At 68.6% G+C, this 25,157-nt stretch carries 31 protein-coding genes and 1 pseudogene; 14 read left to right on the top strand and 18 right to left on the bottom strand.

Translation table 11 applies throughout. The features are described from left to right. Positions 1–594: 594 nt before the first annotated feature. Both ACFPZ3_RS01290 and ACFPZ3_RS01285 read left to right on the top strand, forming a co-directional pair. Positions 595–1,194 carry a TetR/AcrR family transcriptional regulator gene (locus ACFPZ3_RS01290; RefSeq protein WP_379512031.1) on the top strand — a complete coding sequence of 200 codons (600 nt, stop codon included), beginning with the start codon at positions 595–597 and terminating at the stop codon, positions 1,192–1,194. Next, the gene (locus tag ACFPZ3_RS01285; RefSeq protein ID WP_379512030.1) at positions 1,194–1,757 is read left to right on the top strand and encodes a carboxymuconolactone decarboxylase family protein; all 564 of its coding nucleotides are present in this window, start codon (positions 1,194–1,196) and stop codon (positions 1,755–1,757) included. Before ACFPZ3_RS01290 ends, ACFPZ3_RS01285 begins: the two co-directional genes overlap by 1 nt. Before the next feature lie 209 nt (positions 1,758–1,966). Here the strand turns inward: ACFPZ3_RS01285 and ACFPZ3_RS01280 are convergent, their stop codons facing one another. After that, positions 1,967–2,152: a hypothetical protein gene (locus tag ACFPZ3_RS01280; RefSeq protein WP_379512029.1), complete on the bottom strand. Its 186-nt coding sequence runs from the start codon at positions 2,150–2,152 to the stop codon at positions 1,967–1,969. Further along, positions 2,149–2,652: a DUF2306 domain-containing protein gene (locus tag ACFPZ3_RS01275; RefSeq protein WP_379512028.1), complete on the bottom strand. Its 504-nt coding sequence runs from the start codon at positions 2,650–2,652 to the stop codon at positions 2,149–2,151. Before ACFPZ3_RS01275 ends, ACFPZ3_RS01280 begins: the two co-directional genes overlap by 4 nt. An 88-nt stretch (positions 2,653–2,740) precedes the next feature. On the opposite strand from ACFPZ3_RS01275, the gene ACFPZ3_RS01270 reads away from it, so the two are divergent. Both ACFPZ3_RS01270 and ACFPZ3_RS01265 read left to right on the top strand, forming a co-directional pair. Then, entirely contained in the window at positions 2,741–3,079 is a 339-nt protein-coding gene (locus ACFPZ3_RS01270) for a PadR family transcriptional regulator (protein WP_379512027.1), read from the top strand. Continuing rightward, positions 3,061–3,639 carry a hypothetical protein gene (locus ACFPZ3_RS01265; protein WP_379512026.1) on the top strand — a complete coding sequence of 193 codons (579 nt, stop codon included), beginning with the start codon at positions 3,061–3,063 and terminating at the stop codon, positions 3,637–3,639. Before ACFPZ3_RS01270 ends, ACFPZ3_RS01265 begins: the two co-directional genes overlap by 19 nt. On the opposite strand, the gene ACFPZ3_RS01260 is transcribed toward ACFPZ3_RS01265, so the two are convergent. Beyond that, positions 3,608–3,721 (bottom strand): MerR family DNA-binding transcriptional regulator, encoded by a 114-nt coding sequence (locus ACFPZ3_RS01260; RefSeq protein ID WP_379512025.1) that lies wholly within the window; start codon positions 3,719–3,721, stop codon positions 3,608–3,610. The two genes, ACFPZ3_RS01265 and ACFPZ3_RS01260, sit on opposite strands and share 32 nt — an antisense overlap. Before the next feature lie 98 nt (positions 3,722–3,819). On the opposite strand from ACFPZ3_RS01260, the gene ACFPZ3_RS01255 reads away from it, so the two are divergent. Genes ACFPZ3_RS01255 through ACFPZ3_RS01240 form a run of 4 tightly spaced genes read left to right on the top strand, consistent with a single transcriptional unit; the run spans position 3,820 to position 5,780 of the window. Next, positions 3,820–4,182 (top strand): alkylmercury lyase, encoded by a 363-nt coding sequence (locus tag ACFPZ3_RS01255; protein ID WP_379512024.1) that lies wholly within the window; start codon positions 3,820–3,822, stop codon positions 4,180–4,182. 59 nt (positions 4,183–4,241) lie between these two features. After that, complete coding sequence (locus tag ACFPZ3_RS01250) at positions 4,242–4,700, top strand: ArsR/SmtB family transcription factor (protein WP_379512023.1); 459 nt, start codon at positions 4,242–4,244, stop codon at positions 4,698–4,700. Continuing rightward, positions 4,697–5,452: a cation efflux transmembrane domain-containing protein gene (locus tag ACFPZ3_RS01245; RefSeq protein WP_379512022.1), complete on the top strand. Its 756-nt coding sequence runs from the start codon at positions 4,697–4,699 to the stop codon at positions 5,450–5,452. Before ACFPZ3_RS01250 ends, ACFPZ3_RS01245 begins: the two co-directional genes overlap by 4 nt. Next, positions 5,445–5,780, top strand: coding sequence for a DUF3703 domain-containing protein (locus ACFPZ3_RS01240; protein WP_379512021.1), 336 nt, complete (start codon positions 5,445–5,447; stop codon positions 5,778–5,780). Before ACFPZ3_RS01245 ends, ACFPZ3_RS01240 begins: the two co-directional genes overlap by 8 nt. 114 nt (positions 5,781–5,894) lie before the next feature. Here the strand turns inward: ACFPZ3_RS01240 and ACFPZ3_RS01235 are convergent, their stop codons facing one another. From ACFPZ3_RS01235 to ACFPZ3_RS01215, 5 genes are all read right to left on the bottom strand, one after another. Then, on the bottom strand, positions 5,895–6,824 hold the full coding sequence (locus ACFPZ3_RS01235) for a M56 family metallopeptidase (RefSeq protein WP_379512020.1): 930 nt from the start codon (positions 6,822–6,824) through the stop codon (positions 5,895–5,897). After that, the gene (locus tag ACFPZ3_RS01230; RefSeq protein WP_379512019.1) at positions 6,821–7,180 is read right to left on the bottom strand and encodes a BlaI/MecI/CopY family transcriptional regulator; all 360 of its coding nucleotides are present in this window, start codon (positions 7,178–7,180) and stop codon (positions 6,821–6,823) included. The genes ACFPZ3_RS01235 and ACFPZ3_RS01230 overlap by 4 nt, the downstream gene beginning before the upstream one ends. Positions 7,181–7,199: 19 nt before the next feature. Continuing rightward, entirely contained in the window at positions 7,200–7,772 is a 573-nt protein-coding gene (locus ACFPZ3_RS01225; RefSeq protein ID WP_379512018.1) for a protease-associated domain-containing protein, read from the bottom strand. Between the two features lie 121 nt (positions 7,773–7,893). Then, positions 7,894–8,547: a vitamin K epoxide reductase family protein gene (locus tag ACFPZ3_RS01220; protein ID WP_379512017.1), complete on the bottom strand. Its 654-nt coding sequence runs from the start codon at positions 8,545–8,547 to the stop codon at positions 7,894–7,896. Further along, positions 8,528–9,271, bottom strand: coding sequence for a DsbA family protein (locus ACFPZ3_RS01215; protein WP_379512016.1), 744 nt, complete (start codon positions 9,269–9,271; stop codon positions 8,528–8,530). The genes ACFPZ3_RS01220 and ACFPZ3_RS01215 overlap by 20 nt, the downstream gene beginning before the upstream one ends. Before the next feature lie 51 nt (positions 9,272–9,322). Between ACFPZ3_RS01215 and ACFPZ3_RS01210 the strand changes: the two genes are divergently transcribed. Then, positions 9,323–9,862, top strand: coding sequence for an ArsR/SmtB family transcription factor (locus ACFPZ3_RS01210; protein ID WP_379512015.1), 540 nt, complete (start codon positions 9,323–9,325; stop codon positions 9,860–9,862). A gap of 43 nt (positions 9,863–9,905) precedes the next feature. Here ACFPZ3_RS01210 and ACFPZ3_RS01205 read toward each other — a convergent pair whose 3' ends face one another. From ACFPZ3_RS01205 to ACFPZ3_RS01195, 3 genes are all read right to left on the bottom strand, one after another. Continuing rightward, complete coding sequence (locus ACFPZ3_RS01205) at positions 9,906–11,162, bottom strand: MFS transporter (RefSeq protein ID WP_379512014.1); 1,257 nt, start codon at positions 11,160–11,162, stop codon at positions 9,906–9,908. Then, positions 11,162–12,268 carry a PLP-dependent cysteine synthase family protein gene (locus tag ACFPZ3_RS01200; RefSeq protein WP_379512013.1) on the bottom strand — a complete coding sequence of 369 codons (1,107 nt, stop codon included), beginning with the start codon at positions 12,266–12,268 and terminating at the stop codon, positions 11,162–11,164. Before ACFPZ3_RS01200 ends, ACFPZ3_RS01205 begins: the two co-directional genes overlap by 1 nt. Positions 12,269–12,358: 90 nt before the next feature. Then, positions 12,359–12,769, bottom strand: a complete 411-nt coding sequence (locus tag ACFPZ3_RS01195; protein ID WP_379512012.1) for a hypothetical protein — start codon at positions 12,767–12,769, stop codon at positions 12,359–12,361. Positions 12,770–12,922: 153 nt separating this feature from the next. Here ACFPZ3_RS01195 and ACFPZ3_RS01190 point away from each other — a divergent pair, with 153 nt between their 5' ends. Further along, on the top strand, positions 12,923–14,209 hold the full coding sequence (locus tag ACFPZ3_RS01190) for an aminotransferase class V-fold PLP-dependent enzyme (RefSeq protein ID WP_379512011.1): 1,287 nt from the start codon (positions 12,923–12,925) through the stop codon (positions 14,207–14,209). Positions 14,210–14,212: 3 nt separating this feature from the next. Here the strand turns inward: ACFPZ3_RS01190 and ACFPZ3_RS01185 are convergent, their stop codons facing one another. Then, complete coding sequence (locus tag ACFPZ3_RS01185) at positions 14,213–14,956, bottom strand: methyltransferase domain-containing protein (RefSeq protein ID WP_379512010.1); 744 nt, start codon at positions 14,954–14,956, stop codon at positions 14,213–14,215. Between ACFPZ3_RS01185 and ACFPZ3_RS01180 the strand changes: the two genes are divergently transcribed. Beyond that, positions 14,955–15,431: a helix-turn-helix domain-containing protein gene (locus tag ACFPZ3_RS01180; RefSeq protein ID WP_379512009.1), complete on the top strand. Its 477-nt coding sequence runs from the start codon at positions 14,955–14,957 to the stop codon at positions 15,429–15,431. The two genes, ACFPZ3_RS01185 and ACFPZ3_RS01180, sit on opposite strands and share 2 nt — an antisense overlap. 75 nt (positions 15,432–15,506) lie before the next feature. Here the strand turns inward: ACFPZ3_RS01180 and ACFPZ3_RS01175 are convergent, their stop codons facing one another. After that, positions 15,507–16,112 (bottom strand): DUF305 domain-containing protein, encoded by a 606-nt coding sequence (locus ACFPZ3_RS01175; RefSeq protein WP_379512008.1) that lies wholly within the window; start codon positions 16,110–16,112, stop codon positions 15,507–15,509. 615 nt (positions 16,113–16,727) lie between these two features. Here ACFPZ3_RS01175 and ACFPZ3_RS01170 point away from each other — a divergent pair. Further along, entirely contained in the window at positions 16,728–17,093 is a 366-nt protein-coding gene (locus ACFPZ3_RS01170; protein WP_379512007.1) for a M48 family metalloprotease, read from the top strand. A 179-nt stretch (positions 17,094–17,272) separates the two neighbouring features. On the opposite strand, the pseudogene ACFPZ3_RS01165 reads toward ACFPZ3_RS01170, so the two are convergent. From ACFPZ3_RS01165 to ACFPZ3_RS01145, 5 genes and pseudogenes are all read right to left on the bottom strand, one after another. Further along, positions 17,273–17,377, bottom strand: a pseudogene (locus ACFPZ3_RS01165) (metal-sensitive transcriptional regulator); the annotation flags it as partial. Between the two features lie 100 nt (positions 17,378–17,477). Beyond that, on the bottom strand, positions 17,478–19,709 hold the full coding sequence (locus ACFPZ3_RS01160) for a heavy metal translocating P-type ATPase (protein ID WP_379512006.1): 2,232 nt from the start codon (positions 19,707–19,709) through the stop codon (positions 17,478–17,480). Between the two features lie 23 nt (positions 19,710–19,732). Continuing rightward, positions 19,733–20,683: a hypothetical protein gene (locus tag ACFPZ3_RS01155; RefSeq protein WP_379512005.1), complete on the bottom strand. Its 951-nt coding sequence runs from the start codon at positions 20,681–20,683 to the stop codon at positions 19,733–19,735. Next, positions 20,680–20,886 (bottom strand): heavy-metal-associated domain-containing protein, encoded by a 207-nt coding sequence (locus tag ACFPZ3_RS01150; protein ID WP_379512004.1) that lies wholly within the window; start codon positions 20,884–20,886, stop codon positions 20,680–20,682. Before ACFPZ3_RS01150 ends, ACFPZ3_RS01155 begins: the two co-directional genes overlap by 4 nt. A gap of 26 nt (positions 20,887–20,912) precedes the next feature. Next, positions 20,913–21,194, bottom strand: a complete 282-nt coding sequence (locus tag ACFPZ3_RS01145) for a metal-sensitive transcriptional regulator (protein ID WP_379512003.1) — start codon at positions 21,192–21,194, stop codon at positions 20,913–20,915. Positions 21,195–21,651: 457 nt separating this feature from the next. On the opposite strand from ACFPZ3_RS01145, the gene ACFPZ3_RS01140 reads away from it, so the two are divergent. Then, positions 21,652–22,581, top strand: a complete 930-nt coding sequence (locus tag ACFPZ3_RS01140; RefSeq protein WP_379512002.1) for a C40 family peptidase — start codon at positions 21,652–21,654, stop codon at positions 22,579–22,581. A 474-nt stretch (positions 22,582–23,055) separates the two neighbouring features. Continuing rightward, positions 23,056–25,041: a right-handed parallel beta-helix repeat-containing protein gene (locus ACFPZ3_RS01135; protein WP_379512001.1), complete on the top strand. Its 1,986-nt coding sequence runs from the start codon at positions 23,056–23,058 to the stop codon at positions 25,039–25,041. Positions 25,042–25,157 lie beyond the last annotated feature (116 nt).

The raw sequence follows: 25,157 nt of genomic DNA, 5'->3' as shown, positions 1-25,157 counted from the left end.
CACCGGTGGACGCTGCAGCACCCCCAGCGCAGGTCACGAGTCATGCTCCGCCGATAGGAACTAGAGTTTGAATTGCTTCGGGACGAAGAGGTCGTGGGTTCAAATCCCGCCACCCCGACAGTATCGCCGCAGGTAGAAGGCCGCCTCCGTAGATCGGAGGCGGCCTTACTCGTTGCCTGAGTGCCTCGCGGCGGCCTGCCTCAACCTTCCTTCGCGCCTTCTTCCAGGCCCGGATGACCCGCCGATCTGGCGTTTGGATCGCTGGCCCGTGCTCCAGCGCCCACTCACATCTACGGCAACCAAGTCGTGCTCTTCCTCCATGGCAGCGACCAGCCAAGTGATCTCCCTGCTCTTCCTCCAGGAAGTCAGATTGGACAGCCACGGTCGTTGCGCTTATTACGACGAGGACTGAGACACGGCGAAGGGCCGCATACTGACCGAGTGCCTCGGAGTCCCCGGCCGACGGGACTCTCGTCACACCTGCCATACGTCCATGAGGCGGACGCCGCGCCCGGGCGGGATGCTGCAGGGCTTGCGCCGGGGCCGGGCCGCCTCCTATCTTGGAATGAGTGTTCCAAGATAGGAGGCGGCGCAGTGCCTGACATCAAGCACTTCGATCCCGACGTGACTCTGGATCGAGTGGTGCGCCTGTTTTGGCAGCGCGGGGCCGATACCACCGGTATCGCCGAGATCGTCGAGGTGAGCGGGCTCAGCCGTTCCAGCCTGTATGCGACCTTCGGCGGCAAGACACAGCTGCAGGCGGCCGCGCTGGAGCGCTACCTGCAGCGGCAGTCACGTCCAGTCTTCGAGGCCCTGGCCGCCGACACGCGCGGCGTGCCGGCCATCGCCGCGTTCTTCCAGCGGCTGGTGGCGGCGCGGTGTTCGGGCGAACACGCCCGCTGGGGATGCCTGGTCACCAACACCCACGCCGCGGCGGGCGGCGAACTGCCGGAGATCCGCACGATTCTGGATCGCCACCACGACGCGCTGCGGGCGGCGATGCGCGCCGCTCTCCAGGCGGCGCGTGCTGATGGCCAGCTCCGGGCCGGCCTGGATGTGGAGGGGGCAGCCGAAGCACTGACCCTGCAGGCCTATGCGGTCAACCTGCGCTCGCGAGCCGGCGCCGAAGCCGCCGTCCTGCTGGCGGGCGTGCGCGCCGTCCTTGACGCTTTCACCACTGCACAGGAGAGATGATGAGCGGTTTCCGTACCTACGACGAAAGCGACGCCCCCGAGGCCGCCCGGCCGATGCTGGAGGCGGCCAAGAAGCGCATGGGATTCGTGACCACGCTGAACGGGGTGATGGCCGAATCGCCGGAACTGCTGGCCGGCTACAACGCGCTGGCCGAGCAGTTCGGCAAGTCGTCACTGTCCCTGGCGGCCAAGCAGGTGGTGCTGATCACCGCCAGCGTGGCCAACGGCTGCGAATACTGCGTGGCCGCGCACTCCACGCTCGCGCTCAAGGCACGGGTACCCGCCGAAGTGGTAGAGGATCTGCGCGCGGGCAAGCCTGTGCAGGACGCCGGGCTGGAGGCGGTCCGCCGGCTGACTCAGCTCATCGTCGCCCAGCGCGGCTGGGTGGACGACGCCGAGATCGAGGCGTTCCTGGCCGCCGGGCACACCCGCCGCCAGGTGTTCGACATCATCTTGGGCGTGGGGATGAAGACGCTGTCGAACTACACCAACCACATCGCCCACACCCCGCTGGACCCTGCCTGGCAGGAGCAGGAGTGGACCCGGGAGCAGGCGACAGTCTGACATCTCCCCGATCCGGCGCCGGCGTCGCCCATCCAGCTCGGGCGGCACCGGGGCGAGACCGGATCCGCCCCGGGTGCGGCCGGCGCTGCTGGTAGGCGCCTAACAGGTCGGGCAGCTGACCGCTTCGATGGCGGCCGGATCGGCAAGATCACTCATGTCTCAGAATCTGTCGCGACCAGCATTCTGAGAACAACGCCAAGATCACGATGTCATCGATGTTCGTGACGGCGAACAACCCCGCCGCCTGCCCGACGACGCTCGCATTCACGCCCGGTTCTTCCCTTTCGCCTCGGTGTGCTGTGGGCGACCTTATCGGCCACCTGCATGCCCGGCACCGGGAAGCCATCACGGGGGAGCACGTCCAGCGCGGCTGCCTCCAAGAGGATGATGATCATGGCGTCACCTTGCGCGCGGACCGCCTGCGCCAGATCGCCCGAACGATCAGCGGCACCCCGACCGCGATCGGCAGCGTCGGGTGGCTCCAGGCGGGCAAGTGCTCCCAGAACGGCAGATGCGGGCCGTTGTCGAGGTAGAAGCCGCTCAGCAGTGCCACGTAGGACACTCCCATGCCCGCGATGTGCACAACCGGCCGGCGGTACCGCATCAGGTAGCCGACCAGCGCGACACCGAAGGCCAGGCAGCCGATGACGAACAGCGGCGCATTCTCCCGCCACCGGATTGCCGACAGCACCGCCATCGAGGCGGACACCACCCCCAGCCCCGGCAGATAGATCCGGCCGAATCGCCGGTGCCGGGCCCCGCCCTTGCGCGACAAGGCGGCCACCGCGCCGCACGTCACGCAGGCCAGCCCAGCGGTGACATGGACGGCAAGCGCGGCGAAGAAGACCGGGCCGGCGTTCGCCACCGGGATTCCCAGAACGTCGATCTCGTCCACCCGGCACCCCTATAGGTAGCAATGCTATATATAGGGACGCTACTCCGGCCGTTGCCTGGGCGGAAGGCCCGATATAGCGTTACTACCTATGCGGGCGGAAGCGCTCAAAGGACACCTGGACGGCCTGCTGCTGGCCGCCCTCGAAACCGGCCCCTTGCACGGGTACGCGGTCAAGGAAGCCCTGCGCGAGGCCACCGAGGGCCGCATCGACCTGCCCACCGGCACCGTCTACCCCGCCCTGCACCGCCTGGAGCGAGCCGGCCTGATCGCCGGAAGCTGGTCGGTCGTAGCGGGACGCCGCCGCCGCACCTACGAGCTCACCGCCAGCGGCCGAACGGCTCTGTCCGGCGAGCGGGCCAACTGGCGGGAGTTCGCCACCGCCGTCACCGCCGCGCTGGGAACCCGGACATGGCCGGCCACCAACTGATCACCACTCAGCTCGCCCTCCTGTCCCGCCGGCTGCCCGCCAAGGCGGTGCAGGAACTGGCCGACGGGCTACAGGAGACCTACGAGGTCCACCTGGCGCAGCTGGGCGACCCGGACAAGGCCGCGCGCGCCGCCCTGAGCGAGTTCGGCGACGCCGACACCATCACCACGGCGTTCGTCCGCGCCTCCCCCTGGCGACGCATCGCGGTCACGCTGCTGCTAACCGGCCCGATCATGGCAGTGCTGTGGGGGCTCAGCCTGATCGCGGCGCAGGTGTGGACCTGGCCGGTGCCCGCCCCCGCCCGCATCGGCTACGGGGCGGGACTCGTGGCCGTCGTCGCGATACTGCTGACGGCCGCCCGCGCGCAACACGCCTACCAGCGAACCCGCACTGCCGCCTTGGCAGGCGCGGCCGGACTCATGATGCTCGACGCGGGCATGCTCATCGCGATCGTCACCGTGGCGCCCACCGCGCCGTGGCCGCTGGCACTGGCCGTACCAGCGAGCCTGCTCCGCATCATCGCCATCCTCAGAGCCTTGCCCACAGCACGGACAGCCTGAGTAGCCACAGGCCGGCCTGTTCGTAGAAGCGGATGGTCTTGGTGGACAAACCCGCTGCGGCGGCCAGAGTGCCGATGCGCATATCCCCAAGACCAGAGCCTTGACCTTCCACCGCAGTGGAAGGTTTACCTTCGAACCGAAGGCCAACCCCGCAGGACGAGAGCATGAGGAGGCCGGGCGATGGAGCTGATCGTGGTGACGGTGCCGGACTGCCCGAACGCCCCGACGCTGGAGCGGCGCCTGGCCCAGGCGCTGGCCGAGACCGGCGCGACGGAGGCCGCCACGATCACGCGCCGCACGGTGAGCGACGCCGAGCAGGCGGATCGCTGGCAGATGCGCGGCTCGCCGACGTTGCTGATCGACGGCCACGACCCGTTCGCCGCTCCCGCGACCCCGACCGGTCTGGCCTGCCGGATGTATCGCGATGCGCAGGGCCGCCTGGAAGGGGCGCCGTCGGTGCCGACGCTGGTGGCGGCCCTGCGCATCGCCCTGGACCAGGGTCCTCGCCCACGCCGGGCAGGAGCCGGCGCCGGTGTGGATTGATGCTCACGATCGATGGCGCCCATTGCCAAAACATTCCCCATTCGAGCTATCATCGCGATATGGCGATTGATCCAGAAGGCGGCCGGTGTGTCAGCGCAGACATCGCCGCCGGCATCTCCCCGGCGGCGGCGCTGTTCCACTCCTTGGCCGATGAGACCCGGCTGCGCATCGTGCGGCGGCTCGCGCGCGGCGAGGCGCGCGTGGTGGATTTGACCGGCGAGTTGGGGCTGGCGCAGTCCACGGTGTCCAAGCACCTGGCCTGCCTGCGCGACTGCGACCTGATCGACTTCCGCGCCGAAGGCCGCCAGTCCTTCTACTCCCTGACCCGGCCCGAACTCATGGACCTGCTGGCCTCCGCCGAGCTATTGCTCGCCGCCACCGGCCACGCCGTGACACTGTGCCCCGACAGCGGCACCCAGCCGGCCACCGCGGCCGACGGCCCCAGCGAACTCGACCATGATCTCGCCCGCCTCCATGAGCAGACCGGCGACCACATCACAGGGGAGGCGGTGTCGTGACCACGCTGAACCCGGTCGCCCCGGCCCGGCGGACCGTCCTGCGGCGGCGGGTCCGGCTGCTGGTCGCGGCGACCATCACGTACAACGTCATCGAGGCCGCCGTCGCCATCACCGCCGGCAGCATCGCCTCGTCAGCGGCGCTGATCGGCTTCGGCCTCGACTCCGTGGTAGAGGTCGCCTCAGCCGCTGCCGTGGCCTGGCAGTTCTCCGCCACCGACCACGAACGCCGTGAGAAGACCGCGCTGCGCGTCATCGCGATCTCGTTCTTCGCGCTGGCCGCCTACGTCACCTTCGACGCCGTCCGCGCCCTGCTCGGCGTCGGCGAGGCCGAGCACTCCACCGCCGGACTGATCCTGGCCGCGCTGTCCCTGGCGATCATGCCGTTCCTGTCGTACGCTCAGCGCCGCGCCGGCCGCGAACTCGGCTCCGCCTCCGCGGTGGCCGACTCCAAACAGACCCTGCTGTGCACCTACCTGTCCGGCGTGCTGCTCGTCGGACTGGCGCTCAACAGCCTGTTCGGCTGGTCCTGGGCCGATCCGATCGCCGCCCTGGTGATCGCCGCCGTCGCGGTCAAGGAAGGTCGCGAAGCCTGGCGCGGGGACGCCTGCTGCCCGCACCCCCTCGCCCCCGCCGACGAGGCCGCCACGGCGAACGAGGAAGGCTGCGCCGACGACTGCTGCCAGAGCGACACCCCCGCCACCGTCAGCATCGACACGATGATCAGGAGGCATGATGATCGGCCGGATGCCTGAGCGCGTGCGCGCCGCCTACCAGGCCGAGATGCGCGCCGCCCGCGTCGCCACGCAGGCGGAGGCCCGCTGGCGGCACCTGGAGCGCGCCCATATCCTGTCCCAGCCCTGGCCCTGGCCGCACACCGCCAACCACATCGCGATGTTCGCCCTCGCCGTGGCCCAGCGCGACCGCCGCGAAGCCCTGGGCCAGGTCGTGCGCATCATCGTCGCGGCGCCCGGCTCGGCGCTGGATCGCTACCCCGAGGGCAACACCGGCCGCGCCCGCGTCGGCCTCACCCAGCCCATGCCGGTCCCCGACGACCTGGCCGCCGTACTCCAGGCCGCCTGACCTCCACTCACCTACCAGCACCAGTACCAGCGGCGCCGGCCGCGAGGAAGGACATTAGAAGCGATGAAGGTCGCGACGTTGCGGCAACTGGCCGACGCTCGCTCTTCACGCCTGTCAGATGTTCCAGACGGTGATGCAGAGCAGCGGGGCCAGCAGGACCGCGAAGGGTCCGCTGAGCAGCAAGGTGGCGGCCGAGTATGCCGCGGCCGGCACCCAGCGCGGGCGTTCGTGGTGGCGTAGCAGGCGGAAGACCCGTTCGGCCACGGCGGCATCGGCCAGGGCGAACGTACCCGCTCCGTCGTCGAGTTGCGGGCTGGCCATCCGGACGAGAGTCCGGGCCAGCACGTATTCGCCGTGCGTGCGACGAGCGTGGTCGTCGGCGATCATCTCCAGCAGCGTGGGAACAGTCTCGCGCGCCGTCCGGGCGGCCGGAAGCCAGGGAAACGCCCGAGCCAGCGCGATGAAGGGCAGCAGGACCAGATCGTGACGGCCGCGAGCATGCGCCCGCTCGTGCCCGAGCACCGCCTCCAGCTCCTGCGGGCTGAGCAGGTCGAGAGTTCCCTGGCTGAGCACGACCCGCTTCCGCCGGCCCGGCAGGCAGTACGCGACCCGTTCCCGGCTCGGCAGCACGTACGCGTCGTAGACCGGCGAATGGTCGGCCACCACGTCCACGAGCAGGCGTTGACGCCGCTGCTGGGCGATCGTCTTCACGGTGACCCGGGTCGTGTGGACGAGCAGCCAGACGATCAATCCGGCCGACCAGGCGAGCGCCGCGATGTGGAGCGGTCCGAGCCCGTTCAGCCCGTGCCCGTTGACGATCTGGCTGGCGAGGGTGTGCGCGCCGTGCGGGAAGACCGCCGCCAGCGGGGCAACCGCCGCCACGAGCCCGATCCCTACGGCGCCCAGGCCGCCGGCCAGACAACTGGCTTGCCAGAGCACCAGTGCCGCTCGGGGATGACGGTACGTCCACGGCGCGGCGGCCAGCCGGCCACCGAGCGCGATCGGCGCGAGCGCGACGCCGGCCGCCACCAGCCAGACGGTCACGGTGCGGTCCCGCCCCGCCCGTTCAGTGCTTCCCGCAGGGCTGCTGCCATCTCGGGTGTCACCGTGCCGACGAAGTGTTGAGCGGTCGCCGCGAGGTCGCCGGCCTCTTCCAGGGCGGCACGCATCACCTCCGCGACGAAGGCGTCCCTGCCCGCCTTCGCCTTGTAGAGGTGAGCGCGGCCGATCCTTTCGCGCGAAACCAGGTCTTTCTGCGACAGCCGCAGCAGAACGGTCAGTACGGTCGTGACGGCCGGCTGAGACGGCAGCCCTTGGGCGATGTCCTGGGCGAACATGCCCTCCGGGTGGCTCCAGAGGGCTTCCATGATTGATCGCTCCAGGTTGCCGAGCCGCACCATCGCACCCTCCCGCTGCCGTCTACGCTCCGTAGAAGGCTACCGGCGGGCGGAGCCGGACCGAGGACGGCCGGCCCCGCCCGCAAGGTGAATATGCGACTATCTCCTGCTCTTGCCCTGAATGTCGGCGCCGCTGTCCGCCGCGGCCCCGCGCGCGGACCTCGCGGCCCTGGCGTCGGGTCCGGGCAGGTCGGAGGAGAGGGCGTAGACGACGGCGGCCGTGGCGATCGCTCCGGTGTTCAGCGCGAGCGCCTTGTCGCTGATGTTGCGCCTGGTGGTAGCAGGGGTCGTAGGGCTGGCCCGCGGTGCCGCCGAACAGCGCGGCCTCCTCGGCTGTCTTGACGCCCTCCGCCCCGGTGAACAGCCCAGAGGGGACGCCGGTCGCGATGAAGGGCCCGTAGTCTGAGCGGCCGTCGAAGTCCGTGCCGTTGTCGCACGTTCCGCGCTGGATGAGGGCGATGTTGCCCGGGGTGAAGCCGGCGAAGTCGGCGGCCTGGCAGCCGGAGTTCGAGGTGCTGGGGGTCGGTCCTGGCGGCAGCACGAGGTCCACGTTCTGCAGGGTCGCGGTGACGTCACCTGGGCCGGAGTAGCTCATCGTGGCGAACTCGCCGATCGAGGAGCCGTCGGGCGGGGTAGGGGTGCCTTTTCACGGCGGGCGCAGTGATGGTGTCGATCAGTTTGCCTCCACCCACACGATGTCCAGCATGGAGAACGCCCTAGAGCAAGGTGCTCCAGTAGGACCAGAACCGAACCCCGATCATGGTGATGAGGGCGAGGAACCAGATGGTGAGCGGCACGGTGTGGTACGTGGCGAGCGTCCCGGCGAGGCGGCGCATGGCCCCTGGCGCGGGGAGGTGCCCGTGGACCACGTTGCGCACGGTGACGTACCAGAAGATCGGTACGGTCACGGCCCACACGAGCATGCAGTACGGGCACAGCGCGCCGATGACATAGAGACTCTGGAAGATCAGCCAGTGCACGAAGACCACGCCGGCGGTGGCTCCGGCTTGCAGACCGAGCCAGAACCAGTGCGGCAACCGAGCACCGGCCAGCAGGGACGCACCGACCGTGGTGACGATGGCGAAGGAGGCGATGCCCAGCAACGGGTTGGGGAAGCCGAAGAGTTCGGCCTGTGGCGTACGCATGATCGACCCGCAGGACAACACCGGGTTGATGCTGCAGCTCGGAACGTAGGCCGGGTCCGCCAGCAGGGCGATCTTCTCGATCGTCAGGATGAAAGCGGCGATCAGCCCAACCCCACCACCGATCAGCAGCAACCGCGGCAGCAGGCGGGGGAAGGGCTCACGCTCACGTTCGATGGCGGGGACGACGCCCAAGGAGGGCGTGGTGTTACTGAGCGAGCGCCGCATCGATGGCCGCCTTGAACTCGTCGGGGGTACGGGGCTCGATCTTCTTGCCGTTGAGGAAGAACGTCGGGGTGCCCTGCACGCCCAGCGCCTCACCGTCGGCGGCGTCCTTCTTGACCCTCGCCAGCGTGGCCGGATCCTCATACGCCTTGTCCCAGGCGGCCAGGTCCAGCCCCAGCCCCTCGGCCAGCTTGCGGAAGAACGCGTCGGCCGGCACCTGCTTCTCGGCCCACTGGGTCTGGGTCTGGTACATCTGCTGGTACATCGCATCGAACTTGCCCTGCTGGGCGGCGGCCTCCACGGCCCGCGCGGCGCGCTCGGCGTTGAAGTGGCTGCCGATCGGGAAGTAGCGGGCGACGAACGTGACCTTTCCCGCGTAGTCCTTTCGGAGCTGTTCGACCGTGGGGAAGTACGCCTTGCAGGCTTCGCATTCGAAGTCGAGGAACTCCACCAGCGTCACCTTGCCGTCCGCGGCGGTCTGCAGCCGGTGGCTGTCCTCACGAACCACTTGCGGCCCACCGGCCGCCGCGGAGTTGTCGCCCGTCCTGTCCGCTCCTGAGCCCAGGCTGCCGATCGCCAGCCATACGGCCACCACCACCGCGAACACGCCGATCGCGGCAACCGACATGGTGACGTTCCTCCTGCGCGCGGAACGCTGCTTCTCCTCTGCGCGCAGGGCCTCGACCTTGGCGCGCCGGGCCTCACCCCGGTCCTGTTGCTGCGGCACGTAGGACTCCTCACCACCGATTGTTTCTACGGAGTGTAGAAGATAGCTGAGGTGGTCGCGCAGCGGGACGTGCCCGCAGGCTCGACAGCCTTGGCCCCGATGCTCGGCCACGGCGAGCACGACGCCCTCAGGAGCGGGCGGGACGTGCGCTGGTCTCCTGGGACCTATGGTTGGTGTGTGAAGAGTTCTTCAACTGATCAGGTGACGGATATCGAGGGCTGCAGCACCCGCGTCGTCGATGCCGAGCGGGTCTCGGTGGTGCGCTCGCGCATGCCCGCCGATGACGATCTGGCCGACACCGCGGATGTTTTCGGGTTGCTGTCCGATCCTGGCCGGTTGCGCGTCTTGCTGGCGCTGTTGGAGGGCGAGTTGTGCGTCTGTGACCTCGCCGTGGTGAGCGGGCTGAGCGAATCGGCCACCTCGCACGCGCTGCGGCTGCTGCGCGCTCATCGGGTGGTGTCGGTACGGCGGGCCGGGCGGATGGCGTACTACCGGCTCGACGACGCACATGTCCGGATGTTGCTCGATCTCGCGGTCGCGCACACCGAGCATACGCAGGCGATTCATCCCGAGCGCGACGACAACGTGTAGCGGCGGAACTGGGGCCGCTCGGAGACGGCCCCAGTAAGAGACGTCAGGATGCCGTGGAAGCGACTGCGCTTGGTGCCACGCCCTTCAGACGTCCACTCCGCTCCAGGTACCGGACCGCCGCAGTCGATCCGAGACCGGCGGCAACGAGCAGGATCCAGGGCAGGCCGGGCAGACCGGAGGCGCGGCTCAGATCCATGGCCGCACCGCTGAGCAGGTTTCCGGCCAGGATGCCGAATCCGGACAGCAGGTTGTACAGGCCGTAGTAGGTGCCGATCAGGCGGCCGCCGCCGACGTCGGCGATGAGCGCCATCTCGAACGGAAAGGCCACCAGCGTCCCGGCCGTGAGCAGCACGACGCAGACGATGACGGGTGCCCAGGCGAGCGGCCCAGGCAGCGTGACATGCGCCGCCGCGGCCATAGGCAGAAACGCCACGCTCATGAGCAGCAGCCCGCGAGTGATGGCCTGGCCCCGGCTCCACCTGGCCGAACACCACGCGGTCACCCGCACCTGCCCGGCGATGCCGAGGACCGCGGAGATCACGTACAGCATGGCAGTGGCCGAGTCGCCGCCGCTGACACGCTGCGCCTCGATGGGCAGACCCAGATACATCTGGTACGACAGCGCGTACGAGGCGATCATCGCGACGGCGAAGGAGAGGAAGGTCCGGTTGGTGAGGACCTCGCGCCAATCGTGGAGCACCGGCCGGTTGGAGTCGGCCTCGGCTCCGTGGCGGGCGGGCAGATAGAAGCCTTGCAGCAGGGTCAGGAGCGCGAAGATGGCCGCCGCCGACAGGCAGATGCTCTGGAAACCGAGGTTCAGCAGCGCGACGCCGACGAGTGGCCCGGCCAGGATGCCCGCCTGGTAGAAGACGTTGAACACGGCGAACGCCTCCACCTTGCGCTCGCCCGCCTCGTGGGAGAGGTAGGCGCGGGCGGCCGGGTTGAACAGCGCTCCGGCCAGCCCGGTCAGGACGGCGGCGGTGATCAGCCAGGGCACGGAGCCTGCCAGGCCGAACAGGGCGAACCCGACAGTCCGCAGCGCGCACCCGGCCATGATCACGCCTTTGTAGCCGAGCCGGTCCGACAGGGTGCCGCCGAGGAGGAACAGGCCCTGCTGGCTCAGGTTGCGTATGCCGAGGATGAGCCCGATCATCCAGGTCGCGAGGCCGGCCGCTCCGGCCAGATGCGTGGCCAGGTACGGCATGAGCATGTAGAAGCCCAGGTTGATGCCCACCTGGTTGACCTGCAGCAGCTGGATGGGGCGGTTGAACGACCGGAACTGGCGGATGGTCCCCGTCATCAGCCGGCCTTCCGAGACGCGGTGGCGAGCGGATCGATCACGTTGGCGCATCGGGTCCAGCGGTGTACCTCGTGGTCGCGTGGAGAGTCCACCTCTTCCGGCTCGTCGGCGGGTGGCGCGTCGAGCAGGTCGTGAGCCCGGCAGTAGTCGTCGTCGAAGATGGTGTTCCAGTAGCGCCACGGGCCGTCGGGGAAGACCGCCACGACGCTGCGCTCGGCCGGGCCGGTCCGCGCCAGCCACCGCGCCACCAGCGCGACGGCTCCCGTGCTCCATCCGCCGGTGACGTAATGCTGACGGGCCATGGTGCGGCAGGTCCACACGGCTTCGGCGGCGCTGACCCAGTGCACCTCGCTGAAGGCGTCGTAGTCGACGTTGCGCGGGTAGATGCTGCTGCCCAGTCCGCGCATCAGCCGGGGCCTGGCCGGTTGGCCGAAGATGGTCGAGCCGACGGTGTCGACGCCCACGAGCCGCAGGCGGGGGTTGTGGCGGCGCAGAACCCGGTAGATGCCCGCGCTGTGCCCGCCCGTGCCCACCGAGCAGACGAGCACGTCGATGTGGGGCAGCTGGCGGAGCAGTTCGTGGGCCAGCCCGGCGTAGGCGTCGACGTTGTCGGGATTGTTGTACTGGTCGGGGCAGTAGGAGCCGGGTAGCTCCCGCATCAGCTGCTGGACGCGCTCCCGCCGGGCTTCCTGCCAGCCTCCGGTCGGATGGGGCTCGGTCACGATCTCCAGCCGTACGCCGTAGGAGCCGAGCAGTCTGCACATCAGCGGTTCCATGCCCGGGTCGGCCACCAGCACGACGGGATGTCCGAAGACGATGCCGGCCAGTGCGAGGCCCAGCCCAAGGGTGCCGCTGGTGGATTCGATGATCGTGCCACCGGGGCGCAGGCCGCCGCGTGCGCGGGCCTGGCGGATCATGTGCAGACCGGGGCGGTCCTTGATGCCGCCGGGGTTGAAGCCTTCGAGCTTGGCCCAGAAGGACTGTCCATCGGGCACGAACGGGTCGGCTACGAGAGCAAGCGGCGTGTCCCCGACCGCGAGCGAGAGAGACGCATGTCCGGTTGTCAGCGCGCTTTCCGGGCGCGCGAAGGCGATTTGCGATGTCATTGGAGAATCCTCGGCTCAGTGACGCTATCCGGCATGACGGAATAACCGCCTTGCCACATGGAAGAGAAGACGACAGCACAGGCCGAGGTCCTATATGCGCATCACGCCGAGTTTTTCCCGATATAGAAAAGAAGAGAGCGCTATTTCCGCAGGAGCCGCGGGAGGGCTTTCGGCCATCCACGGCGAACCGATGCACGTGGACGCCATTCTGACGACTGGCGCGGATGCACCGTCCGGGCTGAATGCCGAAAGTTCCTGCTCGGTCCCATGACGATGGTTTTCCGGCAATTCGTGGTGCACGCACCCCGCGTCTTGCCAGGCCAACGAAGTGTGGGCAGGATGCACGTCCGCCTCTGACAGCACCATGGCCGCACACGCGCCGCCATGGGCGAAAACCACTCCGGTGAACAGCGCGAGGGCGATCAGGGCACGCGCCAGAAGCCGCCCGGCATTCCATGTGGCCGGACGGCGCAGACGGAATGATCGCGCCACAGTCATCATGAACAATAATGCCCGTCAAGAGGCAGGACGCGCCCAGTGAAACCAAAGGTTTCCGCAAAGTCGGCGACAATGTCCGACGCCGACAGTGCACGTGCGAAATGCTGTACGAGCGACAATTAAGATCAGTTCCGCTACATTCTGTGGAGCCTCGCTATGCACCTCTCTCGACGCGCCCTGATGACCGGGCTCGGCACGGTGGCCGTCAGTACGAGAGCCGGTTCCGCTCTCGCGGCTCCCCGTCACGTCGCTCCCGAACGACTCGCACGCGATGAGAACTACTGGGCCACCGTGGCCGGGCAGTTCCGGGTCAGCACCGAGTTCGTCAACCTGGAGAACGGCTACTACGGCGTCATGCCGGAGCCGGTGCGCCGGGCCTACCACCGCGCCGTCGACCACCTCAACGAGCGCAGTTCCCACCTGCTGCGCACCACGTACAAGGCGCAGGCCGACCAGGTACGCCGGCGCATCGCCACCATGCTGGGCGTCGATATGACAGAGATCGCCCTGACCCGCGGCGGCACCGAGGCCCTGCAGAACCTCATCACCGGCTACCGCCGCCTGCGTCCCGGGGACGCGGTCATGTACGCCGACCTCGACTACCACAGCGGCCAGTACGCGATGAACTGGCTGCGGGAACGCCGCAGCGTACGCGTCGAACGGCTGATCATCCCCGAGCCGGCCACGCGGCAGACCGTGCTGGACGCCTACGCACGCGCCCTCCGTGATCACCCCCGCGTCCGGCTGCTCCTGCTCTCGCATATGAACAACCGCACCGGCCTGGTGACACCGGTCAAGGAGATCACCGCGATGGCGCGCCGGCGCGGTGTGGACGTCATCGTCGACGCCGCTCATTCCTGGGGCCAGCTGGACTTCACCATGGCCGACCTCGGCGCCGAGTTCGCCGTCTTCTCCCTGCACAAGTGGATGGGCCTGCCTCTCGGGGCCGGGTTCCTCTACATCGGCAGGAGCCGCCTCGCCGACATCGACCTCGCCTTCGCCGACGAGACGTACCCCGCCGACGACATCCGCTCCCGGGTCCATTCCGGCACCATGAACGTCGCCCCGATCCTGGCCGCCGATGCCGCGCTCGACTTCCACGACTCCCTTGGCGCCCCCGCCAAGCAGGCCCGCTTGCGCTACCTGCGCGACCGCTGGGTGCACCAGCTCCGTGGCACGCCTGGGCTGCAGATCCTGACTCCCGAGGATCCGGCCATGTACGGGGCCATCACCGCGTTCCGCATCGCAGGACGTACCAGTGAGGCCGACAACGTCGCCCTCGCCGACCAGTTGATGAACCGCCACCGCATCTTCACCGTCCGGCGCGGCGGCCTGAGCGGAGGCGACTGTGTCCGGGTGACTCCTGCGCTGTTCACCACGACGGACGACGTCGATCGGCTGGTGGCGGCGATCCGCGATGTGGCCCACCGTATGCGCAGGTGACTCCTAACCCAGCGTGGCGGAAGCGAGGAACAGCGGCAGCGCAAGGAATAGCCGGTTCTGTTCGGCCCGCCGCAGCTGTTCGGCAGTCCAGGTGTCGTACTGCTCTCGGGTGATGATCCCGGCCGCGTGTACAGCCTCGGCGATGCCGGTCAGCATGCCGAGCATCGTCTTGTCGGTGAAGATCCCGACGTGCACCTCCACCTCCACCTCGCGGAAGCCGGCGTCCAGCAGCACGTTGCGGTAACTGCGGGCCGCGCGCGGATTGACGATCAGATCGGCGCGGGCATGCACGATCGTGCGCGTGAGATCGGGTTGCTGGGAGTCGATGATGAAGGAATCCCAGTCCTGCCCGATGAGGACGATCCGCCCGCCCGGAGCCAGCACCCGGTTGGCCTCGACCAGCGCTTGGGTGGCGTCGTCGAGCTCGTGGAAGACCTTGTCCGCGCGGTAACCGGCCATCTCGCCGTCGCCCAGAGGGAGCTCATAGGCGTCGCCGATCCGGAAATCAGCGTCGGGCCGGCGCTGCTGGGCAACCGTGATCATCTCCTCGCTGACGTCCACGCCGACCGCCGCCACCTTCCTGTCGTACAGCTCGGCCACCGCTCGGCCGGCCCCGCAGCCCACATCGACGGCGGAGTCCCCTGGCCGAAGTCGGAGCAGTTCGTACGAGCGGGCGCGAAGCATGGCGGCGGCCGGGACGGCGTCGGCGATGTCGAGCAGCTTGATGAGTTCTGTGTGGTTGGACATGCACCACACCTTGCGACTTAATGTCGACATGAAGTCAAATCCGGCTATGGCAATTGGCGATGTGGCGGCCCGGTTCGAACTCGCGCCCCATGTTCTGCGCCACTGGGAGGCGATGGGGCTGCTCGCCCCCGCCCGCGCCGTGGGCGACCGCCGCCGCTACAGCCGCGATGACCTCTACCGCATAGCGGTGATCCTCCAAGCCAGGCAAGCGGGCATCGGCTTGGAGAACCTCCGCGAGATGCTCACCACAGCGGAGCCAGCTGCCCGTCGGGAGATCCTCCATCGCCACCGCCAAGGCCTGGTGCGGCGCATTACCCAGGCCCAAGCGTCGCTCGAGCTCATCGACTGCGCGCTGACCTGCGACCACGAAGACTTCGCCAGTTGCGCGGACTTCCAGGCGATGTTGACCGAACGCGTTGAACAAGCCGTCCCTACGCTTCCCGCGCAGTCGGCTCAAGCCCGGCGAGGAGATTGAACGTGCCGGTGAGCTGGTTCGGGGCGACCAGCATGACCTGTCCGGGCGTCCCCGAAGCCCGGACAGGTCATGCGATCAGAGCCGGTCGAGGATCTTCCGCAACTGCTCCACCTCGGCCTGCTGCGTGGTTTCTATGGCCTTGGCCAGTTCCTTCGCCTCGGGGTTCGAGCCACCCGACTGCTCGGTACGGGCCATCTCGATCGCGCCGTTGTGGTGGGCGATCATCTGCTGGGCGAACAGCTTGTCGAACTCGGCCCCCTTGACCGCCTTGAGCTTGGTCATGTCCTCCTCGGGCATGACGCCGGGCATGTCATGCCCCATGCCGTCCTCGGGCGCGGCCTTGCCCCACTCGGTCAGCCAGTCCTTCATGGTCTGGATCTCCGGGTCCTGGGCGGCCTTGATCTTCGCCGCGAGCTCCTTGATCTCCGGGTCGGCCGCGCGCGTCGGCGCGAGGTCGGCCATCTCGACCGCCTGCTCGTGGTGCGGGATCATCATCTGCGCGAACGTGACGTCCGCGTCGTTGAACGTGGCCGAAGGCTGCGCACTGGCGGTGGTGGCGGCAGGCGCGCTGCTGCCCATTGCCTCGTGCCCGGCCATGGAGTCGCCATTGCCGCCACAGGCGGTCACCAGCGCGAGGGCGCCTGCACCGACGGCCACGGACATCTTGCGGTTGATGCGCATTGCTGTTTGCTCTCTCGATCGTGTCAGAAGTCTGGGCCTGCGCGCGGGCAGGCCGGAAGCCCGTCCCGCATGAGCCGTCGGCCTATATGCGCAACATCGAGAGAATCGCCAGGCGCCGGGAAACGAGCCTCGGCGGAGGCCTGGCGACCTGCCTGACGGACAGGGGCATCCGGCCCTCGTCAGCAATGCGTCGTCCCACTCTGGTCCAGGCTGTGATCAACAGCAGGACCACGAACGACATGAGCACGGCCAGGCAGACGTCCGTCGGGTCGAACCCGGGCATCTCACGCTCGGGAACAAATGCCTCTGAGCCCGCGGGAACAACAACGGAAACGGGGCCTGGAGTCGCCTTCATACCGTGGACAGCGGCAGAGGAGCCGCCGTGCCGGCCATCCAGGTGTCCGAGGGTATGCATGCCGCACACGCCCAGGGCGAGGGTCACGAGCAGGACGGCACGCAGCGCGTGCACTGTACGGCTCCGCCGCATAGATCCCACCGCCCCTCGCAGGTGATCAGCACGTCACGACTCTTGTCAGTGTACTAACGCGGTTCGTAGCACCTGCCAGGAACCAGCCGAGTGCCGCCACGCGGGGACGTACGGCACTCGGCGCTCAGTTGTTCATCGGCAGGACCCGCGAGGGCCCTGTCGCCGGGTCCCGGGCCCGCGTGGAGGTCGCGCGGCTGGTCGAGTTGCTGGCCGATGACGTGGCGGCACGCCGCCACCAGCGCATCCACATCGCGGCGGCGCTGGTCGGCCTCGCGACGGGAAAGGTGCCGGCCTTCGCGCTGGGCGCGGGCGGCGAAACGGCGCTGACCCGCGTCCGCCGGATGCTGCACCCGCAGGCGCCGCTCAGCCGCAGGGAGCGGATCGCCGGGCTGGTCGCGGTCACAGCGCTGCTCGTGGGTCCCGCCACGCTGGCGGCGGCGCCGGGCGTGACCGTGTTCCTCGCCCATCACTGCCATTCCTTCCTGACCCTCTAGTTACTACACCCGACGGGCTGAAGGTCAGTGATGACGGCGGGCTGAACTACAACGACCTCACGAAGGCTCCCCTGCTCGGTCACATTGACGTCCTGCCGGACGCGGCGCTTGTGGGTGTGTGAGCCGATGGCCAAGTTCACATCAGCCAGGACGGCCAGGCCGATCTCTTCATGCGGGGGTCAGGAACGCACCAGCCTGGCGACGGCGTCGCTGGCCTCCTTGATCTTCGCTTCGGCCTCCGGGCCGCCCTCTCTGGTGGCTTCGGCGACGCAATGGGCCAGATGCACCTTATCCCTCTGTGGTATGAGCGGGCGCTGGAGGCGGCCTGACCATGGCCTGAAGGGATGGCTCCACGCCGTTCGACGCGGAGCCATCCCACCTGTACTACTTGAAGCGGCGCAGCCGCAGGCTGTTGCTGACCACGAACACGCTGGAGAACGCCATCGCGGCACCCGCGATCATCGGGTTGAGCAGGCCGAGCGCGGCCAGGGGCAGGGCGGCCACGTTGTAGGCGAACGCCCAGAACAGGTTGCCCTTGATCGTTGATAGCGTGCGCCGCGACAGCCGGATGGCATCAGCGGCCACCCGCAGGTCGCCGCGGACCAGCGTCAGATCCGAGGCCTCGATCGCGGCGTCGGTGCCGGTGCCCATCGCCAATCCCAGATCGGCCTGGGCCAGCGCGGCGGCGTCGTTGACGCCGTCGCCCACCATGGCCACCACCTTGCCCTCGGCCTGCAGCCTCTTGACCACCTCCACCTTGTCGGCGGGCAGCACCTCGGCGATCACCTCGTCGATGCCCACCTCGGCGGCGACGGTCTTGGCCACGGCCTTGTTGTCGCCGGTCAGCAGCACCGGCGTGAGACCGAGAGCACCGAGCTGGGCGATGGCTTCCCGGCTGGTCGGCTTGACCACGTCGGCCACCACGAGCACGGCGCGGGCCTGGCCGTCCCAGCCCACCGCGACCGCGGTGCGGCCGGCGGCCTGGGCCTCGTGCAGGTCGCGCTCCAGGTCCGCCGGTAGGTGCTGCGACCACTCCTCCAGCAGCCGGGGACGGCCGACCAGCACGGCGTGCCCGTCCACGATGCCCTGCACGCCGAGCCCTTCGACGCTGGCGAAGTCCTCGAGTGCCGGGAGCTCGCCGACGCGGGCGGTGGCGCCCTTGGCGACGGCCTGGGCGATCGGGTGCTCCGAGGCGTACTCCAGCGCGCCGGCCAGGCGCAGCACCTCCTCCTCGCTCTCCCCTTCGGCCACGTGGACGGCCGTGAGTGTCATCTTGCCCTCGGTGACCGTGCCGGTCTTGTCCAGCACCACCGTGTCGATCCTGCGGGTCGACTCCAGCACCTCCGGACCCTTGATCAAAATCCCCAGCTGGGCGCCACGGCCGGTGCCGACCAGCAACGCGGTCGGCGTGGCCAGGCCCAGCGCGCACGGGCAGGCGATGATCAGCACCGCCACCGCCGCGGTGAACGCCGCGCCCACCCCGTCCCCGGTGCCGAGCCAGAAGCCCAGCGTGCCCAGCGCCAGCGCGATCACGATCGGCACGAAGATGCCGGAGATACGGTCGGCCAGCCGCTGCACCTGCGCCTTACCGGTCTGCGCGTCCTCCACCAGCCTGGCCATCTGGGCCAATTGGGTATCGGCGCCGACCCGGGTGGTGCGCACGACCAGCCGGCCGCCCGCGTTCACCGTGGCACCGGTGACCGCGTCGCCCACGCCGACCTCGACCGGCACGGACTCGCCTGTCAGCATCGAGGCGTCCACCGCGGAGGTGCCCTCCTCGACCACCCCATCGGCGGCGATCTTCTCCCCCGGCCGGACGATGAACCGGTCCCCGGTCTTGAGCTGATCGACGGGGACACGCCGGCCGTCGGCCAGTTCCACGTCCTTGGCGCCCAGTTCCAGCAGGGCCCGCAGCGCGGCACCCGCGCGGCGCTTGGAGCGGGCCTCGAAGTAGCGGCCGGCCAGAATGAACGCCGTCACCGCCGCGGCCGTCTCCAGGTAGATGTTGCCGGAGCCGTCGGTGCGCTCGATGGTGAACGCGAAGGGGTGTGTCATGCCTGGCGTGCCCGCGGTGCCGAAGAACAGCGCCCACAGTGACCAGCCGAGCGCGGCCAGGGTACCGACCGAGATCAGCGTGTCCATGGTGGCCGCGCCGTGCCGCAGATTGGTCCAGGCCGCCTTGTGGAACGGCCAGCCCGCGTACGCCACCACCGGCGCGGCCAGCACCAGCGACAGCCACTGCCAGTTCGTGAACTGCAACGCCGGGATCATCGCCATCGCCACCACCGGCACCGACAGCACCACGGACGTGATGAGGCGCTGGCGCAGCGGCTGGAGTTCGTCCTGCGGCTCCTGGTCGGTCGCCTGCGGCTCCGCCTTGGGCGGGGCGGGCAGCGCGGCCGAGTAGCCGGCCTTCTCCACCTCCGCGATGAGCTGCTGCGGCTCGACGCCTTCGGGGAAGGTGACCTTCGCCTTCTCCGTGGCGTAGTTGACCGTCGCGCTCACGCCGTCCATCTTGTTCAGCTTGCGCTCGATGCGATTGGCGCACGAGGCGCAGGTCATGCCGCCGATCGAGAGTTCGACCGCGTTCTGCCGGTCATCGGTGACCTGGGTCATCACCGTTCTCCTTTCTCTCTCGCTCAGTGGCCGTGGCCGTCGTCGGCGTGCCCGCTCGACGTGGGCGTGGGTTCGGGCGTCGGGACCTGGGGCCTGTCACCTGCGCCGAGGGTGAAGTCGGCCGTACGGACCTCGCCGTCGTGCTGGAAGTCGAGGAACAGCCGGTAGTCGCCGGTGCTGGGCACCTCGGCGTAGAAGACGATCTCGGGGCCGGCCTCGGTCTTGCCGTCGCCGGGCTCTCCGTCGGGGTGGACGTGCAGGTAGGCCAGGTCCCTGGCACGCAGGGCCACCAGATGGCCGTAGGCGCCGAGGTAGGGCTGCAGGTCGGTGACCGGCTCGCCGTGCCTGCTCACCTTCAGGGTGAGCCTGCTCGACTGCCCAGGCGTCAGATCGCCGTCCAGGGTGACCTCGTAGCCGTCGACCGTCGCTGTACGGCTCTGCTCAGGGAGCGCCTCGGGCTGGTAGTCGCCGGCCACGGACAGGTCGGCTCCCAAGGTCAGCCCGCTGCCGCCGGTGGGCGCGAAGTCGGCGAAGACACGGTACGGCCCGGCCGTCGGCAGTGTCAGCTTGACCGACCAGACACCGTCGGGCGCCATCTCGGGATGCACATGCTGAAACGTCTTCAGGTCGCGGGAGGCGACGATGAGGTGCAGCTTCTTGTCGTGCTCGACCTGGTAGTCAGTGACCGATTCGCCGTCGGGTCCGGTCACCGAGAAGCGGAAGTCGGTCGGCTCATCGGGCTTGATCGTCACGGTGAGCGGGTTGAGGGTGTAGCCGTTCTCGGACACTTGAAGCCCCCCGGGGGTATCGTTCTTCGCCTGCTGCTCCCCCGGCCCCGCAGTCGCCGTCATGGCGGCGTGGTCCTCGGCCGGGGGCGTCCCGACCGGCCCCACTACCTTGCCCGCGCCGAGGGCGCCGCCGAAGACGACGGCCAGGCCCAGGACGTACGAGCCGAGCTTGGCTGCGGTGTTCACTGGTTCGCCACCTCATAACCGGCCTCTTCCACCGCGGCGACGATCTTCGCCGCGTCCACGGGGCCGTCACTGTCCACGGTCAGCAGTCCGGTCGCCAGGTCCACTTCGACGTTGGTGACACCGGCCACTTCGGTGACCTCTTCCTTGACCGAGCTGACGCAGTGGCCGCAGGTCATGCCCTTGACGGTGTAGGTGACGCTCATATCGGTCTCTCCTTCAATCCGGTCAGTCAGGAACGAACAAGTCTGGCGATGGCGTCGGAGGCTTCCTTGATCTTCGCCTCCGCCTCCGGCCCGCCCTTCTGCGTGGCCTCGGCCACACAGTGGGCCAGGTGCTGCTCGAGCAACGACAGAGAGAACGACTTCAACGCGCTGGTCGCCGCCGACACCTGAGTCAGGATGTCGATGCAGTATTTGTCGTCCTCGACCATGCGCTGCAGGCCACGGACCTGCCCCTCGATACGGCGCAGCCGCATCGCGTGGTCCTGCTTGTTTCCGCTGTATCCGGCCATGTCGACCCTCTCCTCAGTCGGTCGCTCAGAACAACACCATACCCCCCTACGGTATTCCGGGCAACAAAGCGGCGGGACGTCACGCCTGCCGCGCGGGCCCCATCGGCGGGGCACCGGGCGCATGTCGCCACTCGTCATTGCTCGTCGCGACGGCGGACGACATGCCGCTCACTGACGTGAACGCGCGCCCCGGCCTCCTCGAACCGCGTGGAAGCCCGGGGCGCGTTCACATCTCTTGAACACCATGGCGCTATCCCCGCGTATCCACAGGTGAGACGGAGAAGTTCATCCGCTATCGCCAGTAGTACATCGTCTCGGTCGCGCGAATCGCTCGGAACTGGGCAATGACCTCTCAGAATTCTGTACTATTTCGCCCAGGTTCAGAGCGTTACGAGGAGGCATCGTAGTGGCCGTGTGGACGAGGCTCGGGCGAACCGCAGTAGCCACGGCGTTAGCCTTGATCGCACTGGCCGCGACTCCCAGCGGCGCCTTCGCCGAACCGTCGCCGGCCAAGGTTCGGGCCAAGCTGGTGAAGCTCAACGAACAAGCCGATCAGCTCGTCGAGAGGTACAACCAGGCGAACGAGGCGTACAAGACGGCCAAGAAGAAGTACGACAAGCTCAGCACCGAACTCGGCCGTAAAGACGCCCAAGTGAGCGTTCTGCGCGAAGAACTCGCCGCGATAGCGGTCAACGGTTACCAGTCCGGCCCCCTCACGAGCTGGCAGGCGCTTGTTTTCCACGGCAGCCCCGACGCGGCCCTGGGCAGCATGGCCGCTCTTCGGCAGCTGGCGCAGGACAGAGCGGCCAAGGTGCGCGCGTATGAGGCGACCACCAGGGAACTGCGGGATCGGCGCACCGAAGCCCAGCGCGTCCTGACAGAGACCGACGACGCGCGCGACAAGGTACGCGGCGAGAAGAGCAAGGTGGACAAACTGGTCGACGAACAGACCAAGCTCCTGCGACGGCTGGGCACCTTCCAGGCGGGCGACCCCAACAGCCCCGGCATCGAATACACCGGTCCGGCCTCCGGCAACGCCCGCCTCGCGCTCCAGTTCGCCTTCGCGCAGGTCGGCAAGCCCTACCGGTACGGCGGCACCGGGCCCGGCTCCTACGACTGTTCAGGTCTCACGCAGGCTGCCTGGCGTACCGGCGGGGTCGGGCTGCCGCGGACGACCTGGACCCAGTGGTCCTGGGGCTCCAGCCGCCGCGTCCCGCTGGACGCACTGCAACCCGGAGACCTGCTCTTCAGCAGAGGGCTTGGGCACATGGGCATGTACGCCGGCAACGGGAAGATGGTGCACGCCCCCCAGACCGGAGACATCATCAAGGTGGTCGACCTCGACGACTACTGGCGCGACCGCCTGCTCGGCGCTGTCCGCCCCTGACAAGGCCGGCTTCCGGACAGGCACGGCGCGGTCTCCGCAGCATCCGGCCTGCCGACAGACCTGGGCGCCGCGCTACTCGCCCCCGCCCGCGAAGCCTTCACCAGCGGACTCAACACGGCCGCCCTCATCGCCGCCGTGATCGCCGCGGTCGCGGCCGTCCTCGCGTTGCTCAAGCTCCGCCACGTCTCCCCGACAGGCCGCTCTCGCGCCACTTGACGCTACGCCGTTCGCGCAGGTCCTCGGTGTATCCGCCGGACGTCCTGCCCCTACGCATCGCGGAGTCGTCGTCCCATGAGGATGATCATCTCAGGAACGGTGACTGTCCATCGCTGTCCCTGACCTGCAGGACGGCGGCATCGGCCCTGCAGTTCCCACTCAGTTCCGATCTTGAGGGTAGGCGGGAGCTCCGGCTACAGTGGCGGCGGCTTACGGTCAAGTTCTGTCAAGGCTGGTCAAACCTGAGGAGAAACAGGAATGCGAAGAACCTGGCCAGTGGCATTGGTGGCCCTCGCCACGGTCGTCATGGGCGGCGCGACACCGGCGAGTGGCGACGCGGCCGACCCGGCAACCGGTTCGACGACGGCAACGGCAGCGGTATGCGGCAGTTCGTCGCTGAACGGCCCGACCACACCGCCCTCCGGCGCGGTCGTGGTCCCCGCGGGCGACAACAGCGGCGTGGACTTACGCAAGGCGAACACCACGTACTACTTCCAGACCGGCACGCACACACTGGCCGCCGACCAGTACGCCCAGATCATCCCGGGCAACGGCGCGACGTTCATCGGCGCGCCCGGCGCGGTACTGAACGGGCAGGGGCTGAACCGGTACGCGTTCGGTCAGCAGGCGACCGGCGTCACGATCCAGTACCTGACCATCACCGGATTCGTCGCGCCGCGCGATGAGGGTGTGGTCAACCACGACTCCGGCGACGGCTGGGTCGTGGAGCACAACACGATCCGCGACAACTCCGGCGCGGGGCTGATGGCCGGGGCCACGAACAAGATCCGTGGCAACTGCTTCAAGGACAACGGGCAGTACGGCCTGAACGCGTACAAGTCCGGCAACACCATCACCGGCCTGGTTGTGGCGGACAACGAGTTCACCGGCAACAACACCGAGGACTGGGAGCACCAGGTCCCTGGGTGCGGATGTACCGGGGGCATGAAGTTCTGGGCGGTGAACGGCGCCGACGTGACCGGCAACTGGGTCCACGGCAACCACGGGCCGGGGGTCTGGGCGGACACCAACAACAACGACTTCCTCATTGAGGACAACCTCATCGAGGACAACGACTCGCTCGCGATCTTCTACGAGATCAGCTACAACGTCGTGATCCGGGACAACACCATCCGCGGCAACGCCTGGGCCTCCGGCGCCGAGCGGGCGACGAAGGGCGACCCGTTCCCCGAAGCGGCGATCTACCTGTCCGAGGCGGATGGTGAGCCCCGCGTGCAAGCGCGGACCAGCAAGATCGAGATCACCGGCAACCTGCTGGAGAACAACTGGGGCGGGATCACCGCGTGGGCGAATGCCGACCGGTTCTGCAACAGCCCAGCCTCGACGACCGGCGACTGCACGCTGATCGTCGGGCCGACCAACACCTCACAGTGCGCGGCTCCTGCCATCGCCGGCGAGCCGCTCTACACCAACTGCCGCTGGTGGACGAAGAACGTCGACATTCACCACAACACGTTCGCCTTCGACCCCAGTGCCGTCAACGGCGGCTGCCCAACGCAGTACTGCGGGCACATGGCCCTGCTGTCCAACTGGGGCACGTTCCCAGAGTGGTCCCCGTACAAGAACGACGTGATCCAGAAGTCGATCGTCCACGGGTCGAACAACTCCTGGCACGACAACACCTACACAGGACCGTGGCAGTTCAGGGTCACCGACATGGGCAGTCGCATCGTGCCCGGGCAGTGGGTCGGCCCTCAGTACGGCCAGGACGCCGGCAGCACGTTCGACGGCGGCACGCCCGTCCCGCCGGCGATCACCGAGCAGGACTTCGAGTCCGGCTCGACGATCTCGCCCTACGCCCCGTGGTACGGGTCCGGCGTGGCGCACCAGACCGGCGGCGCGCATGGTGGCACGGGCTCGCTGCAGCTGACCAGCACCCAGTCGGGTGGCAGCGCGGTTGCGCTTGACAACTATCCCGGATACAGCGGTGTGGTCGCCGGTACGAGCTACGACGTGTCGCTGTGGTACCGGGAGGCCGTGGCGACCATGCCTGCCGTCACGTGGAATGTGCGCTGGCGTGACGAGTCCGGCACGGTGCTGCGTACCGACGCCATCTCCCTGGCCCAGAAGACCGCCTGGACCAAGGCGGCCGGCACGTTCACCGCGCCCGCGGGCACGACCCGCGTCGACTGGACCTTCGTCTGGAACGCGAGCAACGCCGGGCCCGCGTTCCAGATCGATGATGTGGCCATCCGTCCCGGGACGCTCAAGCAGAAGACCTGAAGAACATGAGCCAGGTGGCGGCGCTCCGCCCGCCTTCCTGACACGCTAGGCGCGAAAGAGCGGCCGCGACACGGAACCCCGTGCCGCGGCCGCTCTGATGAGAGCCTCAGCCACAG

The sequence above is a fragment of the Nonomuraea insulae genome (genome assembly GCF_042656245.1).
This window is presented reverse-complemented; position numbering and strand designations above follow the sequence as displayed.